Annotated in this window: 22 protein-coding genes, 1 tRNA gene and 1 rRNA gene; 10 read left to right on the top strand and 14 right to left on the bottom strand. The window is 51.6% G+C overall.

Features of this window, described 5'->3' with window-relative positions; genetic code table 11:
* The first annotated feature begins 26 nt into the window (after positions 1-26).
* The 3 genes from rrf to LN341_RS13700 all read left to right on the top strand — a co-directional run bounded on the left by rrf (position 27) and on the right by LN341_RS13700 (position 1,859).
* Positions 27-142: ribosomal RNA gene (rrf, locus tag LN341_RS13710) — 5S ribosomal RNA — on the top strand.
* Between the two features lie 41 nt (positions 143-183).
* Positions 184-260, top strand: a tRNA-Asp gene (locus tag LN341_RS13705).
* A 487-nt stretch (positions 261-747) separates the two neighbouring features.
* A protein-coding gene (locus tag LN341_RS13700; protein WP_234205030.1) for an IS3 family transposase occupies positions 748-1,859 on the top strand; the annotation gives its coding sequence in 2 pieces (ribosomal slippage) (positions 748-1,000 and positions 1,000-1,859; 1,113 coding nt in all).
* Positions 1,860-2,019: 160 nt separating this feature from the next.
* On the opposite strand, the gene LN341_RS13695 is transcribed toward LN341_RS13700, so the two are convergent.
* From LN341_RS13695 to LN341_RS13665, 7 genes are all read right to left on the bottom strand, one after another.
* On the bottom strand, positions 2,020-2,907 hold the full coding sequence (locus tag LN341_RS13695; RefSeq protein WP_234203598.1) for a TIGR03899 family protein: 888 nt from the start codon (positions 2,905-2,907) through the stop codon (positions 2,020-2,022).
* Between the two features lie 263 nt (positions 2,908-3,170).
* A complete protein-coding gene (locus LN341_RS13690) occupies positions 3,171-3,659 on the bottom strand; it encodes a DUF3299 domain-containing protein (RefSeq protein WP_234203597.1) in 489 nt (162 codons plus the stop codon).
* A 9-nt stretch (positions 3,660-3,668) separates the two neighbouring features.
* Entirely contained in the window at positions 3,669-4,928 is a 1,260-nt protein-coding gene (locus LN341_RS13685) for an ABC transporter permease (protein WP_046222195.1), read from the bottom strand.
* Positions 4,925-5,617 (bottom strand): ABC transporter ATP-binding protein, encoded by a 693-nt coding sequence (locus tag LN341_RS13680; protein WP_234203596.1) that lies wholly within the window; start codon positions 5,615-5,617, stop codon positions 4,925-4,927. Before LN341_RS13680 ends, LN341_RS13685 begins: the two co-directional genes overlap by 4 nt.
* Positions 5,618-5,670: 53 nt before the next feature.
* A complete protein-coding gene (locus LN341_RS13675; protein ID WP_046222197.1) occupies positions 5,671-6,318 on the bottom strand; it encodes a DUF2796 domain-containing protein in 648 nt (215 codons plus the stop codon).
* Positions 6,319-6,335: 17 nt separating this feature from the next.
* On the bottom strand, positions 6,336-6,662 hold the full coding sequence (locus LN341_RS13670; protein ID WP_234203595.1) for a hypothetical protein: 327 nt from the start codon (positions 6,660-6,662) through the stop codon (positions 6,336-6,338).
* Positions 6,663-6,726: 64 nt separating this feature from the next.
* Positions 6,727-7,284, bottom strand: a complete 558-nt coding sequence (locus LN341_RS13665; RefSeq protein ID WP_234203594.1) for a YtfJ family protein — start codon at positions 7,282-7,284, stop codon at positions 6,727-6,729.
* A gap of 309 nt (positions 7,285-7,593) precedes the next feature.
* Here LN341_RS13665 and LN341_RS13660 point away from each other — a divergent pair, with 309 nt between their 5' ends.
* Positions 7,594-7,809: a DUF1107 domain-containing protein gene (locus tag LN341_RS13660; RefSeq protein ID WP_027251828.1), complete on the top strand. Its 216-nt coding sequence runs from the start codon at positions 7,594-7,596 to the stop codon at positions 7,807-7,809.
* Positions 7,810-7,841: 32 nt separating this feature from the next.
* Here the strand turns inward: LN341_RS13660 and msrA are convergent, their stop codons facing one another.
* The gene (gene msrA, locus LN341_RS13655) at positions 7,842-8,471 is read right to left on the bottom strand and encodes a peptide-methionine (S)-S-oxide reductase MsrA (protein WP_234203593.1); all 630 of its coding nucleotides are present in this window, start codon (positions 8,469-8,471) and stop codon (positions 7,842-7,844) included.
* A gap of 211 nt (positions 8,472-8,682) precedes the next feature.
* Here msrA and LN341_RS13650 point away from each other — a divergent pair, with 211 nt between their 5' ends.
* The 3 genes from LN341_RS13650 to LN341_RS13640 are packed head-to-tail and all read left to right on the top strand — an operon-like array spanning position 8,683 to position 14,551.
* The gene (locus LN341_RS13650) at positions 8,683-10,404 is read left to right on the top strand and encodes an autotransporter assembly complex family protein (RefSeq protein ID WP_234203592.1); all 1,722 of its coding nucleotides are present in this window, start codon (positions 8,683-8,685) and stop codon (positions 10,402-10,404) included.
* On the top strand, positions 10,401-14,174 hold the full coding sequence (locus tag LN341_RS13645; protein WP_234203591.1) for a translocation/assembly module TamB domain-containing protein: 3,774 nt from the start codon (positions 10,401-10,403) through the stop codon (positions 14,172-14,174). The genes LN341_RS13650 and LN341_RS13645 overlap by 4 nt, the downstream gene beginning before the upstream one ends.
* Before the next feature lie 17 nt (positions 14,175-14,191).
* Positions 14,192-14,551, top strand: coding sequence for a gamma-glutamylcyclotransferase (locus LN341_RS13640; protein WP_234203590.1), 360 nt, complete (start codon positions 14,192-14,194; stop codon positions 14,549-14,551).
* A gap of 65 nt (positions 14,552-14,616) precedes the next feature.
* On the opposite strand, the gene ppa is transcribed toward LN341_RS13640, so the two are convergent.
* Positions 14,617-15,147 carry an inorganic diphosphatase gene (ppa, locus tag LN341_RS13635; protein ID WP_027251823.1) on the bottom strand — a complete coding sequence of 177 codons (531 nt, stop codon included), beginning with the start codon at positions 15,145-15,147 and terminating at the stop codon, positions 14,617-14,619.
* Between the two features lie 144 nt (positions 15,148-15,291).
* The gene (gene fbp, locus LN341_RS13630; RefSeq protein ID WP_234203589.1) at positions 15,292-16,308 is read right to left on the bottom strand and encodes a class 1 fructose-bisphosphatase; all 1,017 of its coding nucleotides are present in this window, start codon (positions 16,306-16,308) and stop codon (positions 15,292-15,294) included.
* A gap of 193 nt (positions 16,309-16,501) precedes the next feature.
* Between fbp and mpl the strand changes: the two genes are divergently transcribed.
* Positions 16,502-17,872: a UDP-N-acetylmuramate:L-alanyl-gamma-D-glutamyl-meso-diaminopimelate ligase gene (mpl, locus tag LN341_RS13625; protein WP_234203588.1), complete on the top strand. Its 1,371-nt coding sequence runs from the start codon at positions 16,502-16,504 to the stop codon at positions 17,870-17,872.
* Complete coding sequence (locus LN341_RS13620) at positions 17,862-18,482, top strand: flavin prenyltransferase UbiX (protein ID WP_046222204.1); 621 nt, start codon at positions 17,862-17,864, stop codon at positions 18,480-18,482. The genes mpl and LN341_RS13620 overlap by 11 nt, the downstream gene beginning before the upstream one ends.
* Before the next feature lies 1 nt (position 18,483).
* On the opposite strand, the gene LN341_RS13615 is transcribed toward LN341_RS13620, so the two are convergent.
* The 4 genes from LN341_RS13615 to argR all read right to left on the bottom strand — a co-directional run bounded on the left by LN341_RS13615 (position 18,484) and on the right by argR (position 23,480).
* Positions 18,484-18,924: a universal stress protein gene (locus LN341_RS13615; RefSeq protein WP_046222205.1), complete on the bottom strand. Its 441-nt coding sequence runs from the start codon at positions 18,922-18,924 to the stop codon at positions 18,484-18,486.
* Positions 18,925-18,995: 71 nt separating this feature from the next.
* Complete coding sequence (locus tag LN341_RS13610; protein ID WP_234203587.1) at positions 18,996-21,599, bottom strand: TRAP transporter permease; 2,604 nt, start codon at positions 21,597-21,599, stop codon at positions 18,996-18,998.
* Between the two features lie 160 nt (positions 21,600-21,759).
* Complete coding sequence (locus LN341_RS13605; protein WP_046222207.1) at positions 21,760-22,728, bottom strand: TAXI family TRAP transporter solute-binding subunit; 969 nt, start codon at positions 22,726-22,728, stop codon at positions 21,760-21,762.
* A gap of 281 nt (positions 22,729-23,009) precedes the next feature.
* Positions 23,010-23,480, bottom strand: a complete 471-nt coding sequence (argR, locus tag LN341_RS13600; protein ID WP_046222208.1) for a transcriptional regulator ArgR — start codon at positions 23,478-23,480, stop codon at positions 23,010-23,012.
* A 369-nt stretch (positions 23,481-23,849) separates the two neighbouring features.
* Between argR and mdh the strand changes: the two genes are divergently transcribed.
* Positions 23,850-24,788, top strand: a complete 939-nt coding sequence (mdh, locus tag LN341_RS13595; RefSeq protein WP_234203586.1) for a malate dehydrogenase — start codon at positions 23,850-23,852, stop codon at positions 24,786-24,788.
* Positions 24,789-24,846 lie beyond the last annotated feature (58 nt).

Genomic DNA, 24,846 nt, shown 5'->3' with positions numbered 1-24,846 from the left:
TTTCCAAGATTGTTGAACAAATTTTGCTTGGCGACCATAGCGTTGCGGACCCACCTGATCCCATGCCGAACTCAGACGTGAAACGCAGCAGCGCCGATGGTAGTGTGGGGTCTCCCCATGTGAGAGTAGGACATCGCCAGGCTTCCTATTTAGAAATCAGAGTTACTCTGGTTTCGGCCGTGTGGAGCGGTAGTTCAGTTGGTTAGAATACCGGCCTGTCACGCCGGGGGTCGCGGGTTCGAGTCCCGTCCGCTCCGCCACTTCTTAGAGAAACCCAGTCAGTAATGGCTGGGTTTTTTGCTATCTGGTGGTTGCACTACCTTTGGTTGTTCATCACTGATGCATTGCTCAGGTTGAGCGCCCCAAAAAGTGCGCTGCACTTAGGTCGCGGACCGGAATGCCGGACCATCGAGTCCCGTTCGTATGCGACCCCAGCCGTCTGCCACTTCGCAGAGAAACCCAGTCAGTAATGGCTGGGTTTTTTGCTATCTGGTGATTCCATTACCTTTGGTTGTTCGTCACTGATGCATTGCTCAGGCTAGGCGCCCCAAAAGTGCGCTGCACTTTGGTCGCGGGCCGGAATGCCGGACCATCGAGTCCCGGTCGTATGTGACCCCAGCCGTCCGCCACTTCTTGAAAGCCCCAGACTGGGCGTCCCCGACGAAAGACTGTGTAACCCTCCCCGAAAAACATGTCGCTAGTAATTAGAGCTTTTCCGTTTACACTGAAATAAACGGAGAACGCATGATGAAAAAATCACGCTACACAGAAACACAGATCGTGAAGATCCTGAAGGAAGTGGAGGCTGGCCGTAAGGTCAACGAAGTCTGTCGTGAATACGGTATCTCTGACGCTACCTATTACAACTGGAAATCGAAATATGGTGGTATGGAAGCGTCCGATGTGAAGCGGCTGAAAGAGCTTGAAGATGAAAATCGCCGACTCAAGCAGATGTTCGCTGACCTCAGCCTTGAGCATCGTATTGTGAAAGATATTCTGGAAAAAAAGCTGTAAAGCCAGCGGTTAAACGCGAACTCGTGGAGTATGTTCGTCAGCAATTTCGGGTCAGTCTCAGAATGGCCTGCCGCGCAGTTGGCATCAGTGATTCTGTCTATCGATATCAACCAGACCCTCATCGAGATGATGAGGTCATCGCCAAGTTGCAAGAAGCCGTAGAGCGATATCCTGCTTATGGTTTTGGCAAGTTATTTAAAGTTCTCAGACGCTGGGGATATCCATGGAACCACAAGCGCGTTTACCGTGTTTACTGCTCACTCAAGCTCAATATGAGGCGCAAAGGAAAAAAGCGGTTACCGAAACGGGAGCCAGTCCCGCTGGCACGTCCTGACGGGGTGAACTGCTGTTGGTCGATTGATTTTATGAGTGACGCTCTGGCTTGCGGCAGACGTTTTCGTACGTTTAATGTTGTCGATGATTTTAACCGCGAAGTGTTAGCCATCGAAGTGGACTTAAATTTACCAGCCCCAAGAGTCATCCGGGTTTTGGAGCGTATCACAGCGTGGCGCGGGATGCCCGGCAAACTCAGGATGGATAATGGTCCAGAATTTATCTCCACAGCGTTAGCCGAATGGGCCGAAGAAAATCGAGTTGAACTTGAATTTATTCGACCAGGAAAACCCACTGAGAACTCATATATTGAGCGCTTTAATCGAACCTATCGCACAGAACTTCTCGATATGTACGTTTTTAAAACGCTGAGTGAAGTTCGAGAGTTAACCGAACAATGGATGAAGGAATATAACGATGAACGCCCTCATGATGCCCTGGATGATCTGACCCCGTGGGAATACTTAGCAAGGTACGAAAGCAGGAAAAACTCTAATTTAGGCTGCCATTAAAGTAGGGAGGGTTACAACTGGAGCTTATTTATCTCTGCATTTCCCGAAAGTGCACACGCTTTAGTCACGGGCGGAATGTTGTGTCCTGTTTGCCATGATTTAAAGAGCCCGGGTCAGTGATGATCGGTTTGTGCTATATGGTGTATCACTAGTCATATGCTCAGATAATTGGGTGGTACGTAGACGCATCACTAGTGACGATAAAGTGCTTGTTGAGGAGCTCAGTTAAGTGGATTTGATATTCTTCATTGCGATGATTGCCCAGCAGCTGGGCAATTTCCTGGCCGACAGGAGAAAATCGGTAATAGAGTAGGCTTACTCCATTTTTGGCGGGCTGGATTTGATAATCATTCCCCTGATAATGAAAAGGCAGGGGCGTACTACTTTGGAGTTTTCCTGACTCTAATTCAGTACTTAATATCAGCCCCAGACCCATTAACTCCAGCAAATGTGAATACGGTAACTGGTAGTGTCCCAGGTTGAGTTTGTCGATAGATGCTTGCTTGAGAAGGAAACCTGAACGATATTTGAGTCCTGTCAGCAATTTTTTCGTGTTGTCCTGGCCGAAATGGCAGGCTAATAAACAGGCTCGCCGAAATAATTGAGCATCACGCTGCGTCATTTGCTGAAAGGCGATCATCGCTTTTAGTGAGATTGAGCCTGGGGTAATAATCTCTTGGCGAAGAATACGGCTCCATAGCTTCTGCATCGAAGGACTGTAAATATTCTGGGCGATGGTCATGAAATGATGGATCCAATCAGGATCCGGCTCTCCTGCGGTTTCATCTAAGCAGTTGTCGTAACAAAGCCTGAAGATGCGCTCTAAATTTTGCTGTTGGCGCTTCTGAATATTTTGTTGGCGGCTTTCACTGCGTTCTTGTAACGTTTTATCGTGATCTTCGTCGATCTGAGCACTCACATCATTTTGGCGGGCAATGGATTGAACCCGAAAGCGGCTACTTTTTATTGAATGTTTTGAATGGCTTTTTTTATCCGTGGCCGTATCGGTAGGGCTCAGTTCATTTTTCGCCTGACTTTCGGTTTGCATATCAGTTTCGCTCTCAACAGTTATACCTATTGTTTTTACATTTGTTCGTAAACTTTGGCAAGAGGCGTGACTTTTATGTTAATAGATGGTTAAATCCATGGGTCGCCCGGTGTGATGACGCTGTGCTATCAAGGAGGGGTTGATGACGAAAAAATTCAGTAAGCGATTAACAGAAGTGCTATTGCTGCTTGGGTATGTCGTGATTTTGGCTTACCTTGCAGCGCATGTGTAAGATAAGCCAATAGACAAGACAACAGGGCTATTTATCTGGCATCGTCGTACTCTTCAATGAGCGTGCCGTGGAGCAGATAACCGGTTTCGGCCAGCTCGTGCTCTACTGTTTGTACATTTAACTTTCCTACAACATAGACAACATCCCAGAGTTGCTGAACCGGTGCGCCTTTAGGAAATTTCACATAGATGATTTGATTTGGCGGCGGCGGGGGGACGTGAATGCAGGCACCAAAATAAGGTACCAGCAAAAACTCGGTGATCGTATTTTCGTCCCCTTCTAAAGGGATGACAAAACCAGGTATTTTGACTTCGCTGCCATCCAGTTCTGGGCGGACAGTTCCCATACGCTTTTGCAAAGCCGTCTGATCATTTTCATGATCGACGAAAGGCATGCCTTGCTGATCAAATAACTGGCGTTCTTTTTCCGGGATCAGATCAATCCAGTCCAGAGTCAGTGTTTCTTGTGCGTTGGCCACGAAGGGCAGCCAGCAACATAGCAGAATGAGAACAAACTTCATGTTTTCTCCTTAAATTCGAATGGTCATGCCATCGGCGAGTGACAGTCTGTACGCACGCAGTGCCGGGATCAGGCTGGTCAGCATACCTGCGATAAGAATCATCCCCATCAGCAGCCACTCATAGGAACTGGGCGCCTGAACGGGCAGGTAGAGTCCGAATGTATCCAGCAGCCAGCTATGGCTCAAGAACAATCCGCTGTAGAGTGCCAGCATCCCTGCCACAATACCTGTCAGGGTGAGGGTCGTCGTTTCAACGAAGAGCAGGCCAGCAATCCAGCCAGGGCGTGCGCCGGTTGCGCGTAGAATCGCCATTTCTCTGCGTCTTTCATTCAAACTGGTCAGCAAGCTCGATAACATTCCCAGTAGGCCGGCAATGACTACAAACACCGAAACGACCATCAGCGCTTGCTCTGCGACAGACATCATCCCCCACAGTTCATGCAGAGCGATACCTGGCATGATGGCGCTTAATGGTTCATCAGGGAAGGTATTGATATAACGCTGCAGGGCAAATGTCTGAATTTTAGAGTTCAATCCCAAAAGAGCGGCTGTGATCTGTTTGGGTTGAAAAGCTTGCTGGCTCAGAGCGACTGCATCCGGGGTATGGCCAAAATTTGCGCCCGATTCCCAACCGACATGAATCGCTTCGATGGCCGCAAGCGAGACATGAACGCTGCGATCAACCGGTGTTCCCGTGGGGGCTAAGATCCCAGTGACAGTAAAAGGCAGGTTGTCGTGACGTGTGAATTTTTTATCACTGATACCATGGGCAATAATAATTTGATCACCAATGTGATATCCGAGCTTACGAGCGACTTCCGCCCCAATTACAGTGTCGAACAGGGATTGAAAGCTGCTGCCTTGCCGGAAAGCCAGGTGTTGTTTCTGACCATACTGGTAATACTTGAAGTAATCTTCATTCGTGCCAATCACCCGAAATCCGCGGTGTGAATCGCCAAGCGAAATCGGAATGGCCCACTGTACAGCTTTGTGTGCTTTTAAAGTCTGGAAGCTCTGCCAGTCAATGTTATTGGTGGCGTTGCCGATACGAAAGACAGAGTACAGCAACAGATTCACCTGGCCTGAGCGTGCACCCACGATGAGGTCAGTTCCCGAAATGGTATGTGCAAAACTGGCTTTGGCCTGTGTCCGGACTTTTTCCACACCCAGCAGTAAGGTCGTCGAAATGGCGATGGTCAGCACGGTCAGAATGGCTGTCGTCTTTCGGTTTCGCAAACTTTGCCAGGCAAGGAGCATCAATGCTTTCATGTCTGCTTCTCCGACTCGCAATGGTTAAGATCTTTGAGGTTCAAAATGCGCTCGAACCCATTGGTCAGGGTTGGATCGTGACTGACAAACAGCAGGCTGGCGCCGGCCTGTTCACATTCATCCATCAGGAGTTGAATAAAGTGATTGCGATTGTCATGATCCAGCGCAGAGGTTGGCTCATCGGCGATGAGTAATGCCGGGCGTCCTATCAGAGCGCGCGCAGCAGCCACACGCTGCTGTTGTCCGATGCTGAGTTGTGTCACCTGGCGGGACAGACAGGATTCAGGTAACTGCAATGACTTCAGAAGCCGTTTTGCTTCTTGTTCGGGATTGGCTGTTTTCTTTTTTCGGAGCGCTGAAAAGCGGCAGGGTAACAAGACATTGTCTATCACGGAAAGATAAGGCAACAGATTGAACTGCTGGAAAATATAACCAATATGGTCAGCCCGGCGACGATCTCGTTTTGATGCAGACAGAGCACTGAAGGATTCCCCCAGAAGCCGGATGTCACCTTGTAAGGGCTGGTGGATACCTGCCATTAAGCTGAGTAAGGTTGATTTTCCACTGCCGCTTGGCCCTTGAAGGAAGACTTTTTCGCCCTGAGACAATGAGAAAGAGGCGATCCTGAGGATATCGTCGTTTTGATCCGGCCAGCGAAAACGGACCTGATCGAATTGGATTATTGTCATGCTGCTCTCCCAAAAAGGGAGCCACAGCTCCCTTTTCTTAGACTCATTCTGGCTTAGAAACGAAATTCGGCCTGACTGGCCGTCAGTGTTGTGGCGTGCTGGCCTTTCGCTGTAATTGCTTGCAGCTGAATTTTCTCTGTAGCCGGGAACTGAGCGAACCACTTTAGCGTCAGTGTACTGAGTTTGTCGATGGCCTCGCAGTGATAGGTATACTGAATACTGAATTCACCATGCTTACTAGGACGCTCATGATCATCGTGATCATGTTCGCTGTGTTGCTCGTGGTCATGGTGGTCGTGTCCTTCATGCTCATCATGATCGTGATCACTGTGCTTCTCATGCTCATGGTCATGATTGTGAGTTTCAGTGTGCTCTGAAAGGGTATGTGACACATGATGTTCATGAAGCTGGCATCCTGCTTCGGCATTTAACGCCAGCAGCGTGTCAGGGCGATTCAGTGTCTGCACGGCATCTTTGAGTGCCTGTTGTTCCGCGTCTGTTTCCGGTGGATGTTCAAATCCGGTGACATCCGCAGCAGGTGCGGTGATCTCTAACAGCAGGTCATTGCCGTCCTGCGCCATATTCAGTTCAACCTGGCCATGAAGATGTGCTTCATGCTGTGTGTATGCCCAGGCCGGAGCGGCGCAGGTGGCGGCAGAAATCAGCAGCAAGGTGGCTGCAAGGAAATGTTGAGTTGGCATGTGTTACTCCCAAAAAATTAAACAGTGAAATCAGGGTGGAACGGGTGGGAGAACACAGGCGGATCCCGGGCAGACGCTTGGGCACTGAGCCAGTCGGAAAGACGGTGTCGATATCGGGTCGATTGGTGAGCGACAGGACGAATGACAGGAAGATCTATCTGCGGCGGAGGCAAATCATTGGAAACAACATGGTGGCAGGGGCAGTCCTGCTCGGAATGCTGCGGCTGATTCAGCGCATCAAGTTTGTGAAGCACTTGAAGGGGAAAAGCCAGAATGAACAGGCTGAAGATCAGTGCCAAAAGCCCCTGATGCCATCTCTGGTTGAGCGGGATACGCACCTTCAAGTTGCTGCCTCACAAAAAGAAAGGATGTAATGATATATTATTACACCCTTTCCGGGAAGACAGATTACAGCAGAGACTGAATTTTTGACATCGCCTGCTCAATGTCACTGCGGCTTAACTCGCCTTCTTTGACAAACACCACCTTACCCGCCGGATCCAGCACGATAATGGCAGAGCTCTCCTCTTTCAGCGCCCAGCGCGAACGAACCTGACCTGTGGCATCCAGCACAATTGATGACCAGGCAAATTCTTTTTTACTGTCTTCTGCTGAGGATTTCACGAAACCGCCGGTGCCCCAAATCGCATCATCCTGATTGATGATGGTGGTGGTCTGGTACTGATCATGAGGGAGATTAGCGGACTTGATGGTTTCAATAAAAGGGGCATTGAGCTCTTTAGCTGAGCTTCTTCCGGCAATGGCTTGAATCACCCGGACTTTACCGCTGAGCTGGCTGGTTTGCCAAGGCTGATAGAGGATGTCGTTGCCTTGCAGGATAAGCTCACCTTTATCAGCAACGCTGGTGCTGGGTAAAGGCTGACCGACTGTAAGATTATGGGCATGAGCCGGTAATGTGAGTGCGGGTAACAATACGCAAAGTGATAGCAGTGACTTCATGTTCATGAATGTTATTCCTTGTTTATGGTTGTGCTGTCTTATAGTAGTTGAGTTTCGGGGAACTGGTAGAACCAGTTTGTTATCCTTGAAGCGTATCACTGTTTTTGCCTGTCAATTGGCAGAAATGTGCGTGGTGAAATACCTCTCTGGCAAAGAAATTGGGCAGGTTGAAGTGTCATGTCCTAAAGTTGGCGTGGCTCTTTTGTCGCGATAAGAACAAAAATATAACTGGCAAGCGTTTTGCATATTTTTGACACAAGCAAGGCAACTTTTTTGTCTATTAAGGGTCACAGGTTCTGAGTGTTGAGGGATATTATGCTAAAAATATTTAAACAATATCGTCCAAACCAGATTGCACGTTATGTGAAAAGTTACTTTCGGGGCCGGCTGTTCATTGTGGGTATCGGGGCTTTCGAGTTTGACTGCGGACGTTTACTCCCCCCCGCCAGCCGTAATAAAAAAGCATTGAGTGTGTTGTCGGAAGTGAATAAAGAAATTCAGGTGCTGGCTGCCGCCAGTTACAGTAGCTAGCGCCAGAACTGGCCTGACGCTGGCTGAGAGATTTACTGAGGGGGCATGCAAACACCGGTTCCACCCAAGCCGCAGTAACCCTGCGGATTCTTTTCCAGATACTGCTGGTGGTAATCTTCAGCGTAGTAAAACGCAGCGGCAGGTAAGATTTCAGTGGTGATAGTGGCAGCTCGCTGCTCGGCCTGCAGTGCTGACTGGTACCTTTCCTTGCTGCTTTCTGCCTGAGCCTGTTGCTCCTGACTGGTGGTATAGATGACAGAGCGATACTGGGTACCAATGTCATTACCCTGACGCATGCCCTGTGTTGGGTCATGACTTTCCCAAAACTGAGCAAGTAACTCATCCAGTGTGGTTTGTGCCGGATCAAAAATCACGCGAACCACTTCAGTATGGCCCGTCTGTCCGGTACACACTTCCTGATAGGTCGGATTGGGGGTAAAGCCGCCACTGTAGCCTACCGCCGTGTTGATGACGCCAGGCTGTTTCCAGAACAGGCGTTCCGCGCCCCAGAAGCATCCCATTCCCAGTACGATTTCTTCCATACCTTCAGGTACAGCAGCATCTAGTCGGGTGCCAAAGATGGCGTGAGTTTCAGTGGGGATCACTGGCGTTGAACGGCCTGGCAGGGCCGCTTCAGGGGAGATCATCTGCTGTTTATCCATGACATGATTTTCCTAATTACACTGTTAATGAGCCAGAAAGTAGAGGATTCGGCACTGACAATCAATAGCCGTGTTACACCTATAACCTAACAGACCGGAAATTTGCTTGATTGTTTTCTTTTACCGGAAAGGTTGGCACTTCGCTCAGCTCTTGTCAGAATAAAGTATGCGCACTATCTAATAACATTCTAATAAGTGAAGACAAATAAGAATGATGACCTTGTTTCGACGCTGTATGTTCACAGTTGTCGCTTTAGTGGTAACCATGCCTGCTGTGGCAGAAACGGAACTTATTGTGACTGGGCTGAAAGGCAGCCTGAAGAAAAATGTGGATATTTATGTTGCTGCCATTCCTAAGGAAGATTACAGCACATCTTTACGGTTCAAAGGTCAGGTTGAAAAAGAAATCCGTACCGCGCTGAAAGCGCTTGGTCGTTACCAGCCTGATATTGTTTTTAGTGTCGACGAAGACGGCGAGGACAGCACTTTGACTGTCACGGTTGATGCCGGCCCGAGCACTAAAATTGCCAGAAGTGATATTCAGATCAAGGGCGAAGCCGCTGATGATCTGGATTTTTTTGTTCTCAAACGCGATAGCGATTTAGAACTGGGCAGAACCCTTAACCACGGCAAGTACGATTCATTCAAATCCAGCCTGGAAAGCCTGGCTTTGCGCAAGGGCTATTTTGATGCCGAACTGAAAACCAGCCGGCTGGAAGTGGCGCCTGGCCGTAATCAGGCTTTTATCCACATCGAATTTGATTCCGGAAAACGTTACAAATACGGTGAAATTCTGATCACCGGCAGCCAGATTAACGAAACGAAAGTCCGTTCGTTAGCCCCGTTTGATGAAGGTGACTACTATCTGGTCTCTGACGTGGGGGAGTTTAATCAGCGCCTGTCGAGCGTAGGCTGGTTCTCTTCCATTTTTGTTGGCGGGGATGTGAGCGATCTGCAAGGGGATGTGGTGCCCATTCAGGTTAACCTCAGGCCGGAAGTGAGAAACAAAATCGAAACCGGTATCGGTTATTCGACCGATGTCGGTGCGCGTTTGAAATTCAACTGGCGTAAGCCCTGGATAAACAGTGAAGGCCACAGTCTGGATGTTCGTACTGAGATCTCTAAGGTGCAGCCGAAAGTTGAAGCGACGTATAAAATTCCGCTCGATAATGTGCTGGATGATTACTACAAGCTCATCGGGGCAATTCGCTATGTGGACAATCACGACACTATCAGTACCGAGTACCATCTTGGCGTTGAGCGGCACTGGAACTTTGACCAGGTCTGGAATGGCGTTGCGTCGGTGCGTTTACTGTATGAGGACTACAATCAGGGTGCCTTTGAGACAGGCTCCGCCTTTATGGTTATTCCCGGGGTCAGTATTGACCGCACCCGCTTGCGTGGTGGTAGCTGGCCGACCTGGGGAGATAAGCAACTGCTTAAACTGGAGTATTCCGACCCTGCGCTGGGTTCTGATACCCGTTTGGCAAAACTGCGCGGCCGCAGTGCCTGGATCCGTACTTTTGCTGAAGATCACCGGGGCCTGGCCCGTCTGGACGCCGGGGCCATCTGGGCAGAAAAGATAGAAGATATCCCGCCGTCCATGCGCTTTTTTATCGGTGGGGATAGCAGCTTGCGTGGCTACAGCTACGAGTCCATTTCACCAAGGGACAGCGAGGGGCAGCAGATTGGTGGTGAGTTTATGCTGGCCTCCTCGCTGGAATATCAGTACCGGCTGACCGGCAACTGGTGGGGAGCCCTGTTTTACGATTACGGTTCGTCCTGGACAGACAGCCCGGACTGGCAGGCAGGCGCGGGTGTAGGGATACGCTGGGCATCGCCGGTCGGCCCGATTCGGCTCGACTTCGCCTGGGGGCTGGACAAACCTGATGATCGTTTCCAAATTCACTTCGTGCTGGGGCCTGAATTATGATCTGGTTGAAGAGATTGATGATTGGCCTGCTGACGTTTGTGTTACTGCTGACACTGGCGCTCTGGGCACTGTTATATACCCATGCCGGGGTTCGCCTCGCCCTGTGGGGGGCCCAGACGGCCGTGCCTGCACTGACAGTGCAAGACAGCAACGGCGCCCTGCTGAAAGGATTTACACTCCTCGGTGTCCGTTACAAGGACGATTTGCTGGAGCTTAATAGCGACAGTCTCACACTGGTTATCAATGATGATTGTCTGCCTATTCCGGCACTGTGCGTGCAAGAACTGAGTCTGAGTGGTTTGACATTCTCCATGCCAGAGCTGCCTCCCAGTGAACCGGACGAAGAAGAGCCGGGAGAGCCGTTAACAGAAATTGCGTTGCCGGTCCCAGTCCGGCTGGATCGTTTAACGCTGAATGACATTGATCTGAATATTCTGGGTAATAAAGTGCGCTGGCAGCGTTTCAGCTCGGCTGCCCAGATGCAGGGTAGCCACTTAACCCTGAAACCCACAGACTGGGAAGGTATAGTCCTGAATCTGACGCCGCCTGCAGAGAAAGAGATACAGGAACAGACTGAAGATCAGGCAGAAGACGTTGCAGAGGCTTATAGTCAGGAAAAGCAAGAGCGTATCGTACTGCCTGAGGTGGTGTTACCGCTGAAAGTGACTGTGGAACGTTTTACCGTGAAAGACTTTTTGCTGGAAGGGGCGACCCCGCAAAAAGTGAATGAACTGGAGTTAATCGCAGAAGCAGAAAACAGTAAGGTCACACTGACCCGCTTGTTTGTTGATGTGCCGCAAGCCACACTCGATGCCGAAGGAGAAGCTGAGCTAAGTGGTGAGTACCCACTGACATTAAAGGCGAAATCTGACATTGCGATGGAGCCGGTGCAGGGACATCATATTGATCTCTCGGCGTCAGGGTCATTGCAGCAACTGATGCTGGATGTTGCACTCAGTGGAAAGCTGGATGCCAAGGTGACGGGAAAGCTGTCTCCGCTGGATGCCGATCTGCCTTTTGACTTCAAGGTGGTGAGTAATAACTTACAGTGGCCGTTAGATGACAAGCCTGATTTTGTTGCGAAAGAGACGGTTATCAATGCAAAAGGAAATTTAGACAGTTTTACTTTTGACGCCGCAACCAAAGCAGACGGTGAGCCTATGCCGGCCGTTGATGTCAGCCTGAAGGGAGCAGGATCCCTGACTGATGTTGTACTGGAAAGCCTGACCGTTAACAGTCTGGGTGGTCAGGTTACGGGCAACGCTCAGGCGAGCTGGGCAAAGACGGTGAGCTGGCAGGGCAACCTCTCGTTTAGCGATATTCAGCCCGGACTGGAATGGCCCGCCGCGGAAGGTAAGCTGAGTGGCAAGCTTAGCACCTCAGGCGGATTAACGGCGGCTGGTGGCTGGTTCGTTAAATTGCCTGAGCTGAACGTCGATGGTGAAGTGATAGGTCAGCCTTTTACGCTGGCCGGTCAGCTTGATGCTCAGGATGCAGGCGGGAAAGGAGATCTGGAACTGGTTACCCAGGGACTGGTTCTTAAGCACGGACCGAACGGGCTGAATGCGAAAGGGAGCCTGAAGCAAACCTGGGATCTGTCTGCATTGGTGAATGCGCCGGATCTCGCTCAGTCTGTGCCCGGTTTACGCGGCAGAGTAAACGGCGACTTACGCTTAAGCGGCACGCTGGCTGAGCCAACGATAGATCTGAATTTAGTGGGGCAGGCACTGGGCTGGCAGGATTTGGCACAATTAAAAAGTCTTAACCTGAAAGGCCGTGTGACACCACTGCCTGCACTGACAGCCGATATCACGCTGAGTGCCAGAGAAGGCAGTTATCAGGATGCGGCCAAGCTGGAAGCCCTGGACATCTCTTTTAAGGGAACTGAAGCCCAGCATACACTCCGTCTTGATCTGAAGGGTGAGCCTGTGAGCACAGCGCTCGCTTTACAAGGCAGTCTGGACAGACAGCAGGGTTGGCAGGGGATGCTGCAACGCGGCAATCTTGAAACTCCCGTTGGCCTGTGGCAGCTTAATCAGCCTACAGCGTTGGCATACAGTTTGAGTAAGCAGAGCGTCTCTGTCGCTCCGCATTGCTGGCAGCAAAAAGACGCCTCTGTGTGTCTGACTCAGCCTTTGGATGCCGGCGCGAGTGGGCAGGCGAGCCTTGCTATCAATAAACTCGGTTTTTCCATCCTGCAGCCGTTCCTGCCGCCAGAGATAAAACTGGATGGTGAAGCCAATGCCACAGCCAACGTCGGCTGGTCGCCGCAACAAGCGCCTGTGTTGCAGGTTCAGGTCAGGTTGCCTGCCGGCGGATTCCGACAGCAGGCGGCGGCAGATCAGCCACCGCTGGCGATTGGCTGGGATCAGATCACCCTCAATGCTGACATGCGTGATGACGTGCTTACGACAGACTGGCTGGTGGCGTTTAAAGATAACGGGGATTTGTCGGGCAACGCCCGAATTACCCAGCTATCAGGTGAACAGCAGATAGAGGCCAAAGTGAAGCTGGATACGTTCCGGCTGGATTTTCTGCAACCTCTGGTCGCCGATTACGACATTTTTAAAGGCCGGGTGGATACGGATTTACTTTTAACCGGGCCGATTATGCAGCCTCAGGTGAATGGTGTATTTAAAATCACCGAGCTCAAAGCGATTGGCAGAAAAGTCCCGCTGGATCTTGAACGAGGCGAGGTTGTCGCTACCTTCAGTGGCTACAGTGCCATTGTGCGCGGCAAGCTCGATACCCCTGATGGTCGCCTTGTGCTGCAGGGGGATGCGAACTGGGCCGATATGGCCAACTGGAGTGCTAACCTGAAGGTGAACGGGCGTGAGCTTGAAGTGAATGTGCCACCTATGATTGCCATGAAGGTGTCGCCTAACCTGAAGATCAGTGCGGCACCCCAGGTGGCTGAAATCAGCGGCACAGTTTCCATTCCATGGGGCCGGATCACGGTAGACCGTTTACCGGAATCTGCGGTACAGGTTTCGGACGATGAAATTCTGCTGACCGATGATCTCAAGCCGGTGGATACCGGTAATAAAGTTCCCTTTGCCATCAAAACCAATGTGATGGTGAAGATTGGCCCGGATGTGCGTTTATCGGCTTTTGGTCTGGATGCCGGACTGTCAGGGAATCTGAAAGTCAATCAGCAGGACAAAGCCCCACTCGTCTATGGCGAAATCCGGGTTGACGACGGGACCTACCGGGCCTTTGGCCAGGAGCTGGTGATCCGTAGAGGTCAGATCACCTTCAATGGGCCTGCGGATCAGCCTTACTTGTCGGTGGAAGCGATTCGTAATCCGAACAACATTGAAGACGATGTGACCGCCGGGATTCGGGTCACCGGGCCAGCCGATGAGCCTAAGGTGGACATTTTCTCTGATCCGGCCATGCCGCAACAGAATGCGCTGTCATACGTGTTACGCGGCCGGGATCTCGACAGTGAATCGCCGGAAGGGGGCGGTGCGATGACGACGGCGCTGATCAGTATGGGACTGTCGCGCAGCAGTCAGCTGGTCGGCAATGTCGGCGAGGCGTTCGGGATTCAGGATTTGGCGCTCGATACCGCGGGCGCGGGCGATGACTCTCAGGTCACGATTAGTGGTTATGTCTACCCGGGTCTGCAGGTCAAATATGGCGTGGGTATCTTCAGTCCCATCGGTGAGTTTACCGTCAGGTATAAGCTGTTGCAGGATTTGTATATCGAAGCGGTCTCGGGGCTCGACAGTGCCGTCGATTTACTGTATCAGTTTGAGTTTAATTAACAGGGATGTTGTCAGTCGTGTCTACACGGGTTTTTGTTTACGGCAGTTTGCGCCGCGGCCAGTCCAACCATGGGCTGATGTCCCGCTCACGTTATCTGGGCGACTGCCAGCTGGCAGGTTATGTCATGTATGATCTCGGGCCGTATCCTGCGGCACTAAAGCAGTCTGGATCTGAGGGCGTATTGCTCGGCGAAGTGTATGACGTGGATGCTGTTACCTTTGCCGAACTCGATATCCTCGAAGGTCTGGGAGAAGAATATTGCCGGGAGCAAGTGGAGACCCCTTTCGGTCTGGCCTGGATTTATCTTTACCTGCAGCCGATCGACAGAGCCACCTTGATACCAGAAGGAGATTGGTCGAACCGATCATCCTGGTGACATCGCCGTTCATAAAAAAACGCTCCCGAGGGAGCGTTTTTTCTGGAACAAGCAAGATCGCGCGATTATTTTTCCTGCGCGCGCTTGTAGGATTCCAGGATCTCAGCTTTTGCTGCTTCAACGTCAGCCCAGCCGTCTACTTTCACCCACTTGCCAGATTCCAGCTCTTTGTAGCGCTCGAAGAAATGAGTGATCTGTGCTTTCAGCAGCTCAGGCAGATCGTTTACATCTTTGATGTGATCGTATTCTTTGGTCAGCTTGCTGTGCGGTACAGCAACCACTTTCGCATCTTCACCTGACTCATCAGTCATCTTCAGAACGCCAACCGGACGACAACGGATCACAGCGCCTGGGTGCAGCGGATATGGGGTCGGAACCAGAACGTCAACCGGGTCACCGTCCAGAGACAGGGTGTGGTTCACGTAACCATAGTTACATGGGTAGAACATAGGCGCAGACATGAAACGGTCTACGAATACCGCGCCAGAATCTTTGTCGACTTCGTATTTGATTGGATCAGCGTTTGCCGGGATTTCGATGACAACGTAGATGTCTTCTGGCAGTTCTTTACCTGCAGGGACGTTGTTCAGGCTCATGATGAATTCCTTAATAGTTTCAGATGATTTTGTCGCCGGGAATTATAACCAGTAGCCGTGAAAAAAACAGCTTCTAAGGTGCAGTGGATGCTTGAGCGGTCAGATTCTGTGAATGCCCGACTTGTTTGCCGGGCATGGAGAAACTTACTCTGCGTCTGGAAACTCAGACAGGAAGCTTTCTACTTTGCGTACCATTTTGGTGGAGCCGACAAAGAAAGGCACGCGCTGGTGCAGTTCAGTCGGTTTGATTTCCATGATGCGGTTTTTCCCGTCTGAAGCAATACCACCCGCTTGCTCAATCAAGAATGCCATTGGGTTGCATTCATACAATAAGCGCAGTTTTCCTGTCGGGTGTGTCGCCGTACTTGGGTAGAGGTAAATACCGCCTTTCAGCAAATTGCGGTGGAAATCAGCAACCAGAGAGCCAATATAGCGCGAGGTGTAAGGGCGGTTCTCTTCCGGGACGTTTTCCTGGCAGTACTTAATGTACTTTTTCACGCCCTGTGGGAAGCGGAAATAGTTTCCCTCATTGATGGAGTAAATTTGACCATCATCCGGGATCGTCATGTTCTCGTGCGACAGACAAAAGACCCCCAGTGACGGATCATAAGTGAAACCATGTACGCCTTTGCCTGTGGTGTACACCAGCATGGTGGAGGAGCCATAAATGATGTAACCCGCTGCCACTTGTTTGTCGCCAGGCTGCAGGAAATCTTCGATTTCAGCCGGGCCGCCAACCGGGGTCACGCGGCGGTAAATCGAGAAGATGGTTCCGACGGAAACGTTTACGTCAATGTTCGAAGAACCATCCAGTGGGTCCATCAAAACCACGTACTTCGCTTCGCGGTTCAGTTCTTTATTGAATACCACGAGTTCATCTTCTTCTTCACTGGCGACACCGCAGACCTGACCGCGGGCTTCCAGTGCAGCTTTGAATTTCTCGTTGGCATACACATCAAGTTTCTTTTGGGCTTCACCTTGGACATTCTCGCTGCCAACGTCACCTGTGATATCAACCAAGCCGGCTTTGTTGATTTCACGGTTAACGATTTTGGCCGCCAGTTTAATGGAACCCAATAGAGAAGACAGTTCACCGCTGGCATGGGGGAAGTCATGCTGATTCTCGACAATGAACTCGCCAAGGGTTCTAATATCGGACATATACAATCCTTGCATCGTGTTGTCATGGGGGGATAAATATTCGGTACAATGCCTCTTTTCGGGCAATTGAACTGTACCCTTGGCCATTGGCCAGTTATTGTTTGATGCAATTGTATCTAAAGATCTTTTTTATGGTAACGAAGTAACACTGAAGCGTGGTCGTGACCAATATTTATTTTGTGAGCTGACAGTTATGCATATCCACATTCTCGGAATTTGCGGCACTTTTATGGGCGGAGCCGCCATGCTGGCCAAGCAGCTTGGCCATCGAGTGACCGGCAGCGATGCCAATGTCTATCCGCCGATGAGCACAATGCTGGAGTCGCAAGGCATTGAAATTATTCAGGGATATGATCCGTCGCAATTAGATCCGGCGCCGGATTTGGTGGTGATAGGCAATGCCATGAGCCGGGGCAATCCATGCGTTGAGTACGTGCTGAATAAAAACCTGCGTTATACCTCAGGCCCGCAATGGTTACAGGAATTTTTGTTACATGACCGTTGGGTACTGGCGGTGGCGGGGACCCATGGCAAGACCACGACAGCCAGTATGCTGACCTGGATTCTGGAAGATTGTGGCTATCAGCCGGGTTTTCTGGTCGGCGGCGTACTGGGAAACTTCGGCGTTTCCGCACGTTTAGGTGAGAGTTGCTTCTTCGTGGTTGAAGCGGACGAATACGACAGTGCTTTTTTCGATAAGCGTTCTAAGTTTGTTCATTATCGACCACGAACCTTGTTAATGAACAATCTGGAGTTCGATCACGCAGATATTTTTTCGGATCTGGCTGCCATTCAACGTCAGTTTCATCATTTAATCCGCACTGTGCCGGGCGAAGGCAAGATTCTGGCTCCTCACGGCGTGCCGGCCATTGATGAAACGCTGGCGATGGGTTGCTGGAGCGAGCTGGAATACAGTGGTGACAACGGTGACTGGCAAGCGAACAAGCACCAGCCGGACGGCAGTACATTTGATGTGATTTTTGCCGGTAAAACCGTGGGTACTGTGCGCTGGGATCTGATCGGGGATCACAACGTCAGCAATGCATTGATGGCGATTGCCGCCGCGCGGCATGTCGGGGTTACCCCAGAGCTGGCTTGCGAAGCGCTGGCGCGTTTTGTCAATACCAAGCGGCGGCTGGAGCTGAAAGGGGAGCAGAATGGCGTGAAAGTGTATGACGATTTCGCCCATCACCCGACCGCTGTTGAACTGACATTAGGCGGATTACGTGCCAAGGTGGGCGATTCGCGTATTCTGGCAGTGCTGGAACCGCGCTCGAACACCATGAAGCTGGGCGTGCATAAAGCCGATCTGGCCCCGGCACTGGCAGCGGCGGATGAAGTTTTCCTGTTTCAACCAGACACGATTCCCTGGTCGGTGCAGGATATTGCTGATCTGTGTACTCAGCCGGCTCAATGTGAAGCGGATATTGATCTTTTGGTGGCGAAGATCGTTGCTTCAGCCCGTCCAGGAGATACGATTCTGGTGATGAGCAATGGCGGCTTTGGCGGGATTCATGACAAGCTGCTTGCCGCGCTGGCGCAGGGAGACAAAAATGCAGGATAAGCGGATTACACTGGCCTGGACCGGGGCATCCGGTGCCCCTTACGGACTGCGTTTGCTGGAGTGCCTGCTCGCAGCGGATTATCAGGTTTACTTGCTGATCTCCTCTGCAGCGCGTGTGGTGCTGGCGACCGAACACGGCCTGAAACTGCCTGCGGGTCCTGAAGCGGCACAGGCGGCACTGGCAGAACATCTCAATTATTCGGGCGATAAACTGACGGTCTGTGGCAAAGAGGACTGGTTTTCGCCGGTGGCGTCCGGCTCGGCCGCGCCGAAAAAAATGGTGGTCTGTCCGTGTTCCGCGGGCACGCTGGCCTCGGTGGCTCATGGTTTGTCGGATAATCTGCTGGAGCGTGCCGCCGATGTGGTGCTCAAAGAGCGCGGTCAGCTGCTGTTGGTGGTCCGGGAAACCCCGTTTTCTTCCCTGCATCTGGAGAATATGCTCAAGCTCTCCAACCTGGGAGCGACCATCATGCCGGCCGCACCCGGCTTTTATCATCAGCCCAAGTCTATCGACGATCTGGTCGATTTCATGGTGGCCCGGATACTGGATCATCTCGGCGTTGAGCAAGGGCTGGTGCCACGCTGGGGCTATGATCACCGCCCGTCCTGAATCATAAACCCGATGGCTTGAGGATCAGGATATTACCGGGAGCGTTTTCCACCACTTTAGCCGCCACTGAACCCAGAACCAGCTTATCGATTGTGGAGTGCTGGTGGCTGGGCATAATAATGAGATCGGCTTTCACCTGGCGGGCATGATCCACTATGGTGGACCAGACTTTGCCTTCCGATACGGTTTCTATGTGGCGGATATCGCCGGGAATGTGTTGCTCGGCGAAGTGTTTCAGCTTTTGCTGGGTGTCCTGCAGCATTTTACGTGCGGCATCTTTAGGGAAATAGTTAGACACCATTGCCAGGTGAATACCCGGCAGGACGTTGAGCAAATGGATGACAGCGTCTGACTGGCGGGCGTGCCAGACAGCAAGCGCAACCGCTTTATCACCAAAGCCTTCCTCATTGAGATCGACAGGCACCAAAATGTGGGTATACATGGCATCCTCTCTGTCAGGCAGCCACAGGCCGGTGTTGGCGCCTGTGGCTGAAGTATTGTACTGACTAGAGTTTAGTCCTGTTCCGCATTTTTGTGTGTTTCACCTTTGACGGGCACATCAAGTTTGGCTTTTCGCCGCTGATTCCAGCCCAGTAAGGCCAGCAGCGCCAGCGTTGGGACAAAGACCCATTCTTTCATCGGTCTGACCGCGGGCAAGCTGACGGTGACAATTTCCCAGCCAAAATCAATGCCGGCCTGCTCAGCCGGGCTGCCGAATTCGACCAGTTCAACCATCATCTTCTCGCCTTCCTGCTTGAGCATCAGACCGGTTGAGGCAATTTTTTCATTCGGATCAACCGCATCCTTATCAAACGGCAGCAGCACGTGCTTGGTCACTTCATCGCCCAGCAAATCCATTCCCGTTGCCTGCACTTCCAGAGGCTCACCAATAGCCAGTTTATCGGCAGCATCAACGATCAGGGTGCCCGGCATTTCGTGTTTGGGCGGATAGACCATATCCCACCAGAAACCCGGCCGGAACAAGGAGAAGGTGATCAGCAACAGCAAAATGCTTTCCCACCATTTCACTTTGGTGAACCACCATCCTTGGGTTGCGGACGAGAAGGTCAGCATGGCAATCACAGCGGACGCCACGGTCAGAAACAGGTGCCACCAGGTATCAATATCCATCAACAGGAGCTGGGTATTGAAAATGAACATGAAGGGCAAGATGGCGGTGCGGATATCATAGGTGAAACCCTGAATACCGGTACGGATCGGATCGCTTTTCGCAATCGCCGCCGCTGCAAACGCCGCCAGACCGACCGGTGGGGTATCATCGGCCAGAATCCCGAAATAGAACACGAACAAATGCACAGCCAGCAAAGGAATGATCAGGCCGTTCTCAGCGCCCAGAGTGACAATCACAGGCGCCATCAGGGTCGAGACCACAATGTAGTTGGCCGTGGTGGGCAGCCCCATGCCCAGGATCAGGCTGATCACGGCGGTAAACAGCAGCATCAGCATGATATTGCCGCCCGAGATGAACTCGACAAAGTCGGTCATCACCAGGCCAACGCCCGTCAGCGTCACCACGCCAACAATAATCCCGGCTGCGGCCGTGGCGACACCGATCCCGATCATATTGCGCCCGCCGGTGACCAGGCTCTCCAGCAAATCGTGCCAGCCTTGTTTACCCGCTTCAGCAAGCGTTTGCTCTTTGGTAAAAATGGCCATGAGCGGACGCTGGGTCAGCAGGATGAAAATCATAAACACCGTTGCCCAGAAAGCCGATAAGCCCGGCGAGAATCGCTCCACAGTCAGACACCAGACCAGTACCACGATCGGCAGCAGGAAGTACAAACCGGATTTCACCGTCGGGCCGGGATCCGGCACTTCGGTCAGCTCCTGATTCGGATCTTCCAGCAGATGATCCTGATAGTTGGCCGCCAGACGCACCAGAGCGATATAAGCGATCAGGATCACCACCGCAATGATCGGTGTCGCGGCGGCACCAAATACATCTTTGGTCCAGCCGATGCCGTAATAGACGATGGCACTGAGTACCATGAGGCCGACTATGGTACCCACAAAAGAGGTCAGCTTTTGCGCCAGAGTCGGTTGATAATGGCGGGGCAAGCCTGTCATGCCGGCTTTACAGGCTTCCAAATGGACGATGTAAAGCAGGGCAATGTAGGAGATGAGGGCCGGCAGTATCGCAGCCTTAATCACTTCGACATAAGAGACGCCGACATATTCCACCATCAAAAATGCCGCTGCCCCCATGATGGGGGGCGTGAGCTGGCCGTTGGTCGAGGCAGCCACCTCAACAGCGCCGGCTTTGTAGCCGGGGAAACCAACCCGTTTCATCAGCGGGATGGTAAAGGTTCCCGTCGTGACCACGTTGGCGATGGAAGACCCCGATACCAGACCCGATAAACCCGATGCGACGACCGCCGCTTTGGCGGGGCCGCCACGCATATGGCCCAGCAGGGAGAATGCCACTTTAATGAAGTAAGCACCGGCACCGGCCCGTTCGAGCATGGCGCCGAACAGTACAAACAGGAATACGAACGCAGTCGAGACCCCCAAGGCGACGCCGAAGACCCCTTCTGTGGTGAGCCACAGGTGCGACATGGCTTTGTTCAGGCTGGCACCTTTGTGTGCAATAACATCCGGCATGTAGGGGCCGGCAAAGGTGTACAGCAGGAAAACAGAGGCAACCACCATCAGCGGAGGGCCCAGGGCCCGTCGTGTGGCTTCCAGAAGCAACAGCATGCCGACCACCGAAGTGACGACATCCAGCGTGGTTGGAGCGCCAGAGCGGCCAGACAGTGCTTCGTAAAACAGGTAGATATAGGCGGCAGAAAAACTGGCCAGCAGTGCAAGCATCCAATCTTGCAGTGGAATGTGATCCCTGGGAGAGCTCTTCAGGGCAGGGAAGGCAGTAAAGGCTAAAAAAATGGCAAATGCCAGGTGGATAGCACGCGCTTCGGTATCGTTGAAGATGCCCATATCGAAAATGAAAGGGAGGGGAGAGGCATACCACAGCTGGAACAATGACCAGCAAAGGGCAACAACCCATAGAATTTGTCCCTGTATCCCCTCGGGATTGCGTGCGCCGGTATCTGCCTGTGCCACCATGTCCTGGACATCGTCATGGTTGGTTTTTGTCATGCTACTTCCTTAATTCAGGAGCGAACCGTGATTAACTGTTTGAGGTTTCAGTTTTTATTGTAGTCTGGCAAATTGATCTGACAGTGGGCATTTTTGTGCTCTGACAGACAAAAAGTGCACCGTCAAGACGGTGCACTTTGCAGGATGAACAGCTGTTGGCTTATTTGATCAAACCCACTTCTTTGTAGTATTTCTCTGCGCCCGGATGTAACGGGATAGAAATACCGGCTTTGACCATGTCTTCTTTTTTCAGGTTGGCAAAGCTTGGGTGCAGGCGCGTGAATACATGGAAGTTCTCAAACACGGCTTTGACCAGCGCGTAGACGGCGTCATCCGACACTTTGGTTGAAGACACTAAAGTTGCGGCTACACCAAAGCTGTTGACGTCGCTGTCAGTGCCACGATACATGCCGCCCGGGATGGTCGATTTGGCATAGTAAGGATTATCGGCAACCAGTTTGTCGATAGCAGCGCCTGTGGCCGGAACCAGTTTCGCATCACAAGACGTGGTGGCTTCTTTGATCGATCCGTTCGGATGGCCAACGACATAAACAAAGGCATCGATCTTGTTATCACACAGTGCCTGTGAGCGCTCAGAGCCTTTCAGCTCAGCAGCCAGTTTGAAGTCATCCTTATCCCAACCCATGGCGTTCATGACCACTTCCATCGTGGCTCGGTCGCCGGAACCCGGGTTACCAATATTGACGCGTTTGCCTTTCAGGTCATCAAGATTGTTAATGCCTGCATCAGTGCGGGCAATGATGTTGAACGGTTCTGTGTGGAGAGAGAAAACAGCACGCATTTCTTTGTACGGCCCTAACTCTTTAAACTCACTGGTGCCGTTATAGCCGTGATATTGCCAGTCAGACTGCACCACGCCGAAATCCAGTTCCCCTGCACGCATGGTGTTGACGTTGTATACGGATCCGCCGGTCGATTCGACAGAGCAGCGGATACCATTGGTTTTACGATCATTGTTCACCAGTTTACAGATAGCACCGCCGGTCGGGTAATACACCCCGGTGACAGAGCCGGTACCGATAGTGATGAACTCTTCCGCTTGCGCCAAGCCAGAGGTAAGAACGGTGGCAGATAGTGCGCTGACTTTTAACAGTTTTGTAAACGCCATTGTGATCCCTTCCTGTTGTGTTATTTCTTATCAGTGGTGCAGGTACACGGCCCGCAATGCTTTAAACAAATCAAAGAGATAATAGCAAACGATCGGCGTATTATTGAAATAATGTAAAAGTCTTTTTGTGAAAAAGTAATGAGATTGCGACAACGGACCATATTTCAGAGCATAACTATCCACTGAAAATCCGGTCACTGAGCGGGAAAAGATGGCTGGTAAGGGGAGGAGAAGCACGCTCTCTCAGGGGCAGCGGAGAGAGCGTTACTTGAAGGGTTGACTTACTTACTGTAATCAAACAGCGAGCAGACAGAGTCGAAGAGCTCTTCGGCAGTCGTCGTCAGGGTCGGCGTGATGAAAATCGTGTCATCTCCGGCTACAACCCCCAAGATACCTTCGGCGCGGCCCAGCGAGTCGAGCAGACGGGCGATCACTTGCGCCGCACCCGGACCGGTGTGAATCACGACCATGGCATGGTTATAGCCCACTTCCATGACCAGTTCCTTCAACGGGCTACTGATGGTCGGTACACCCAGCTCGACGGGCAGGCAGTAGACCATTTCCATTTTCGCGTTGCGGGTCCGTACCGCGCCGAACTTGGTCAGCATCCGTGACACTTTCGACTGGTTAATGTTATCGAAGCCCTGTGCTTTCAAGGCATCGACAATCTCACCTTGAGAGCTGAATTTTTCTTCCTTGAGTATGGCTTTGAATGCTTTTATCAAGCGTTCTTGTTTATCAGAACTACGCATAAGTAAATTTCATGTACAGGGAGAGGGCCCGTATTTTGTCACAACCTGTTAGTGGGTAGCAAACAATGTTCATTCGAACTTGGGATCAGGGTAGTGTTAATAGTTTAGTCGACTGCATAATTATTAAATCAACCCACGACTGAGACAGGGATTCTTTTTAGGTGAGTGAAAAAGTAAACCGGCTCCCCTGCGCAACTTCGCAAAGCTGAGGGGGTATGATTGTATTTCTGATGGGCTTGCTATACCGTCTTGGTGCCCGAGAAACTGAGAGACATTAGTAAGGGTTTGAAACATTGGGTATATGGCCTGAATTCTATCTGAAGGGGTCTGTCTGATGAACCCTGACTTCTATCGTAAAGGAGAACGAAAATGAAAGTTGCTGTTATTGGTGCGGCTGGTGGTATCGGCCAGGCTTTGGCTCTGCTACTGAAGAATGAACTGCCTGCCGGCTCTGACCTGGCACTTTATGATATTGCCCCTGTTACCCCTGGTGTTGCTGCTGACCTGAGCCACATCCCAACTCCTGTTTCTATCAAAGGTTATGCTGGTGAAGATCCAACGCCTGCCCTTGAAGGTGCGGATGTGGTACTGATCTCTGCTGGTGTTGCCCGTAAACCAGGGATGGATCGTGCGGACCTGTTTAACGTCAATGCCGGTATTGTAAAATCACTGGCTGAAAAAATTGCGGTTGTCTGTCCAAATGCCTGTATCGGTATTATCACTAACCCGGTGAACACGACTGTGGCTATCGCGGCAGACGTTCTGAAAAAAGCCGGCGTGTACGACAAGCGTAAGCTGTTTGGTGTGACGACGCTGGATATCATCCGTTCTGAAACCTTTGTTGGTGAGCTGAAAGGCATGAACCCATGTGAAGTGAATGTGCCTGTCATCGGCGGTCACTCAGGTGTAACGATTCTGCCGCTGCTGTCTCAGGTTGAAGGTGTTACGTTCACTGAAGAAGAAGTGAAAGCCCTGACGCCTCGCATTCAGAATGCGGGTACTGAAGTGGTTGAAGCCAAAGCAGGCGGCGGTTCTGCCACGCTGTCTATGGGTCAGGCGGCTTGCCGTTTTGGTCTGGCGCTGGTGCGTGCCCTGCAGGGTGAGCAGAATGTAGTTGAGTGCGCTTACGTGGAAGGAAACGGCAAACATGCTCGCTTCTTTGCACAGCCAGTTCGTCTGGGCAAAGACGGTGTGGAAGAAGTACTGGATTACGGCAGCCTGAGTGCGTTCGAGCAGAACGCTCTGGACAGCATGCTGGATACTCTGAAAGGCGATATCGCCTTGGGTGAAGAGTTCGCGGCGAAATAAGCCAGCGTACCGACAACAGGCTGTCATGGCCTGATGACACTGAACAAAGCGGCCCTCC

Source organism: Photobacterium sp. TLY01 (assembly GCF_021432065.1).
Taxonomy (GTDB): domain Bacteria; phylum Pseudomonadota; class Gammaproteobacteria; order Enterobacterales; family Vibrionaceae; genus Photobacterium; species Photobacterium halotolerans_A.
This window is presented reverse-complemented; position numbering and strand designations above follow the sequence as displayed.

Coding starts and splice junctions, on each gene's coding strand:
- LN341_RS13650 (WP_234203592.1), top strand. CDS start 8,683: ATGATGACCTTGTTTCGACGCTGTATGTTCACAGTTGTCGCTTTAGTG.
- msrA (WP_234203593.1), bottom strand. CDS start 8,471: ATGGATAAACAGCAGATGATCTCCCCTGAAGCGGCCCTGCCAGGCCGT.
- argR (WP_046222208.1), bottom strand. CDS start 23,480: ATGCGTAGTTCTGATAAACAAGAACGCTTGATAAAAGCATTCAAAGCC.
- LN341_RS13675 (WP_046222197.1), bottom strand. CDS start 6,318: ATGCCAACTCAACATTTCCTTGCAGCCACCTTGCTGCTGATTTCTGCC.
- LN341_RS13690 (WP_234203597.1), bottom strand. CDS start 3,659: ATGAAGTTTGTTCTCATTCTGCTATGTTGCTGGCTGCCCTTCGTGGCC.
- LN341_RS13680 (WP_234203596.1), bottom strand. CDS start 5,617: ATGACAATAATCCAATTCGATCAGGTCCGTTTTCGCTGGCCGGATCAA.
- LN341_RS13615 (WP_046222205.1), bottom strand. CDS start 18,924: ATGTATACCCACATTTTGGTGCCTGTCGATCTCAATGAGGAAGGCTTT.
- ppa (WP_027251823.1), bottom strand. CDS start 15,147: ATGAGCCTGAACAACGTCCCTGCAGGTAAAGAACTGCCAGAAGACATC.
- LN341_RS13695 (WP_234203598.1), bottom strand. CDS start 2,907: ATGCAAACCGAAAGTCAGGCGAAAAATGAACTGAGCCCTACCGATACG.
- LN341_RS13685 (WP_046222195.1), bottom strand. CDS start 4,928: ATGAAAGCATTGATGCTCCTTGCCTGGCAAAGTTTGCGAAACCGAAAG.
- mpl (WP_234203588.1), top strand. CDS start 16,502: ATGCATATCCACATTCTCGGAATTTGCGGCACTTTTATGGGCGGAGCC.
- LN341_RS13605 (WP_046222207.1), bottom strand. CDS start 22,728: ATGGCGTTTACAAAACTGTTAAAAGTCAGCGCACTATCTGCCACCGTT.
- LN341_RS13660 (WP_027251828.1), top strand. CDS start 7,594: ATGCTAAAAATATTTAAACAATATCGTCCAAACCAGATTGCACGTTAT.
- fbp (WP_234203589.1), bottom strand. CDS start 16,308: ATGTCCGATATTAGAACCCTTGGCGAGTTCATTGTCGAGAATCAGCAT.
- LN341_RS13665 (WP_234203594.1), bottom strand. CDS start 7,284: ATGAACATGAAGTCACTGCTATCACTTTGCGTATTGTTACCCGCACTC.
- LN341_RS13620 (WP_046222204.1), top strand. CDS start 17,862: ATGCAGGATAAGCGGATTACACTGGCCTGGACCGGGGCATCCGGTGCC.
- mdh (WP_234203586.1), top strand. CDS start 23,850: ATGAAAGTTGCTGTTATTGGTGCGGCTGGTGGTATCGGCCAGGCTTTG.
- LN341_RS13610 (WP_234203587.1), bottom strand. CDS start 21,599: ATGACAAAAACCAACCATGACGATGTCCAGGACATGGTGGCACAGGCA.
- LN341_RS13645 (WP_234203591.1), top strand. CDS start 10,401: ATGATCTGGTTGAAGAGATTGATGATTGGCCTGCTGACGTTTGTGTTA.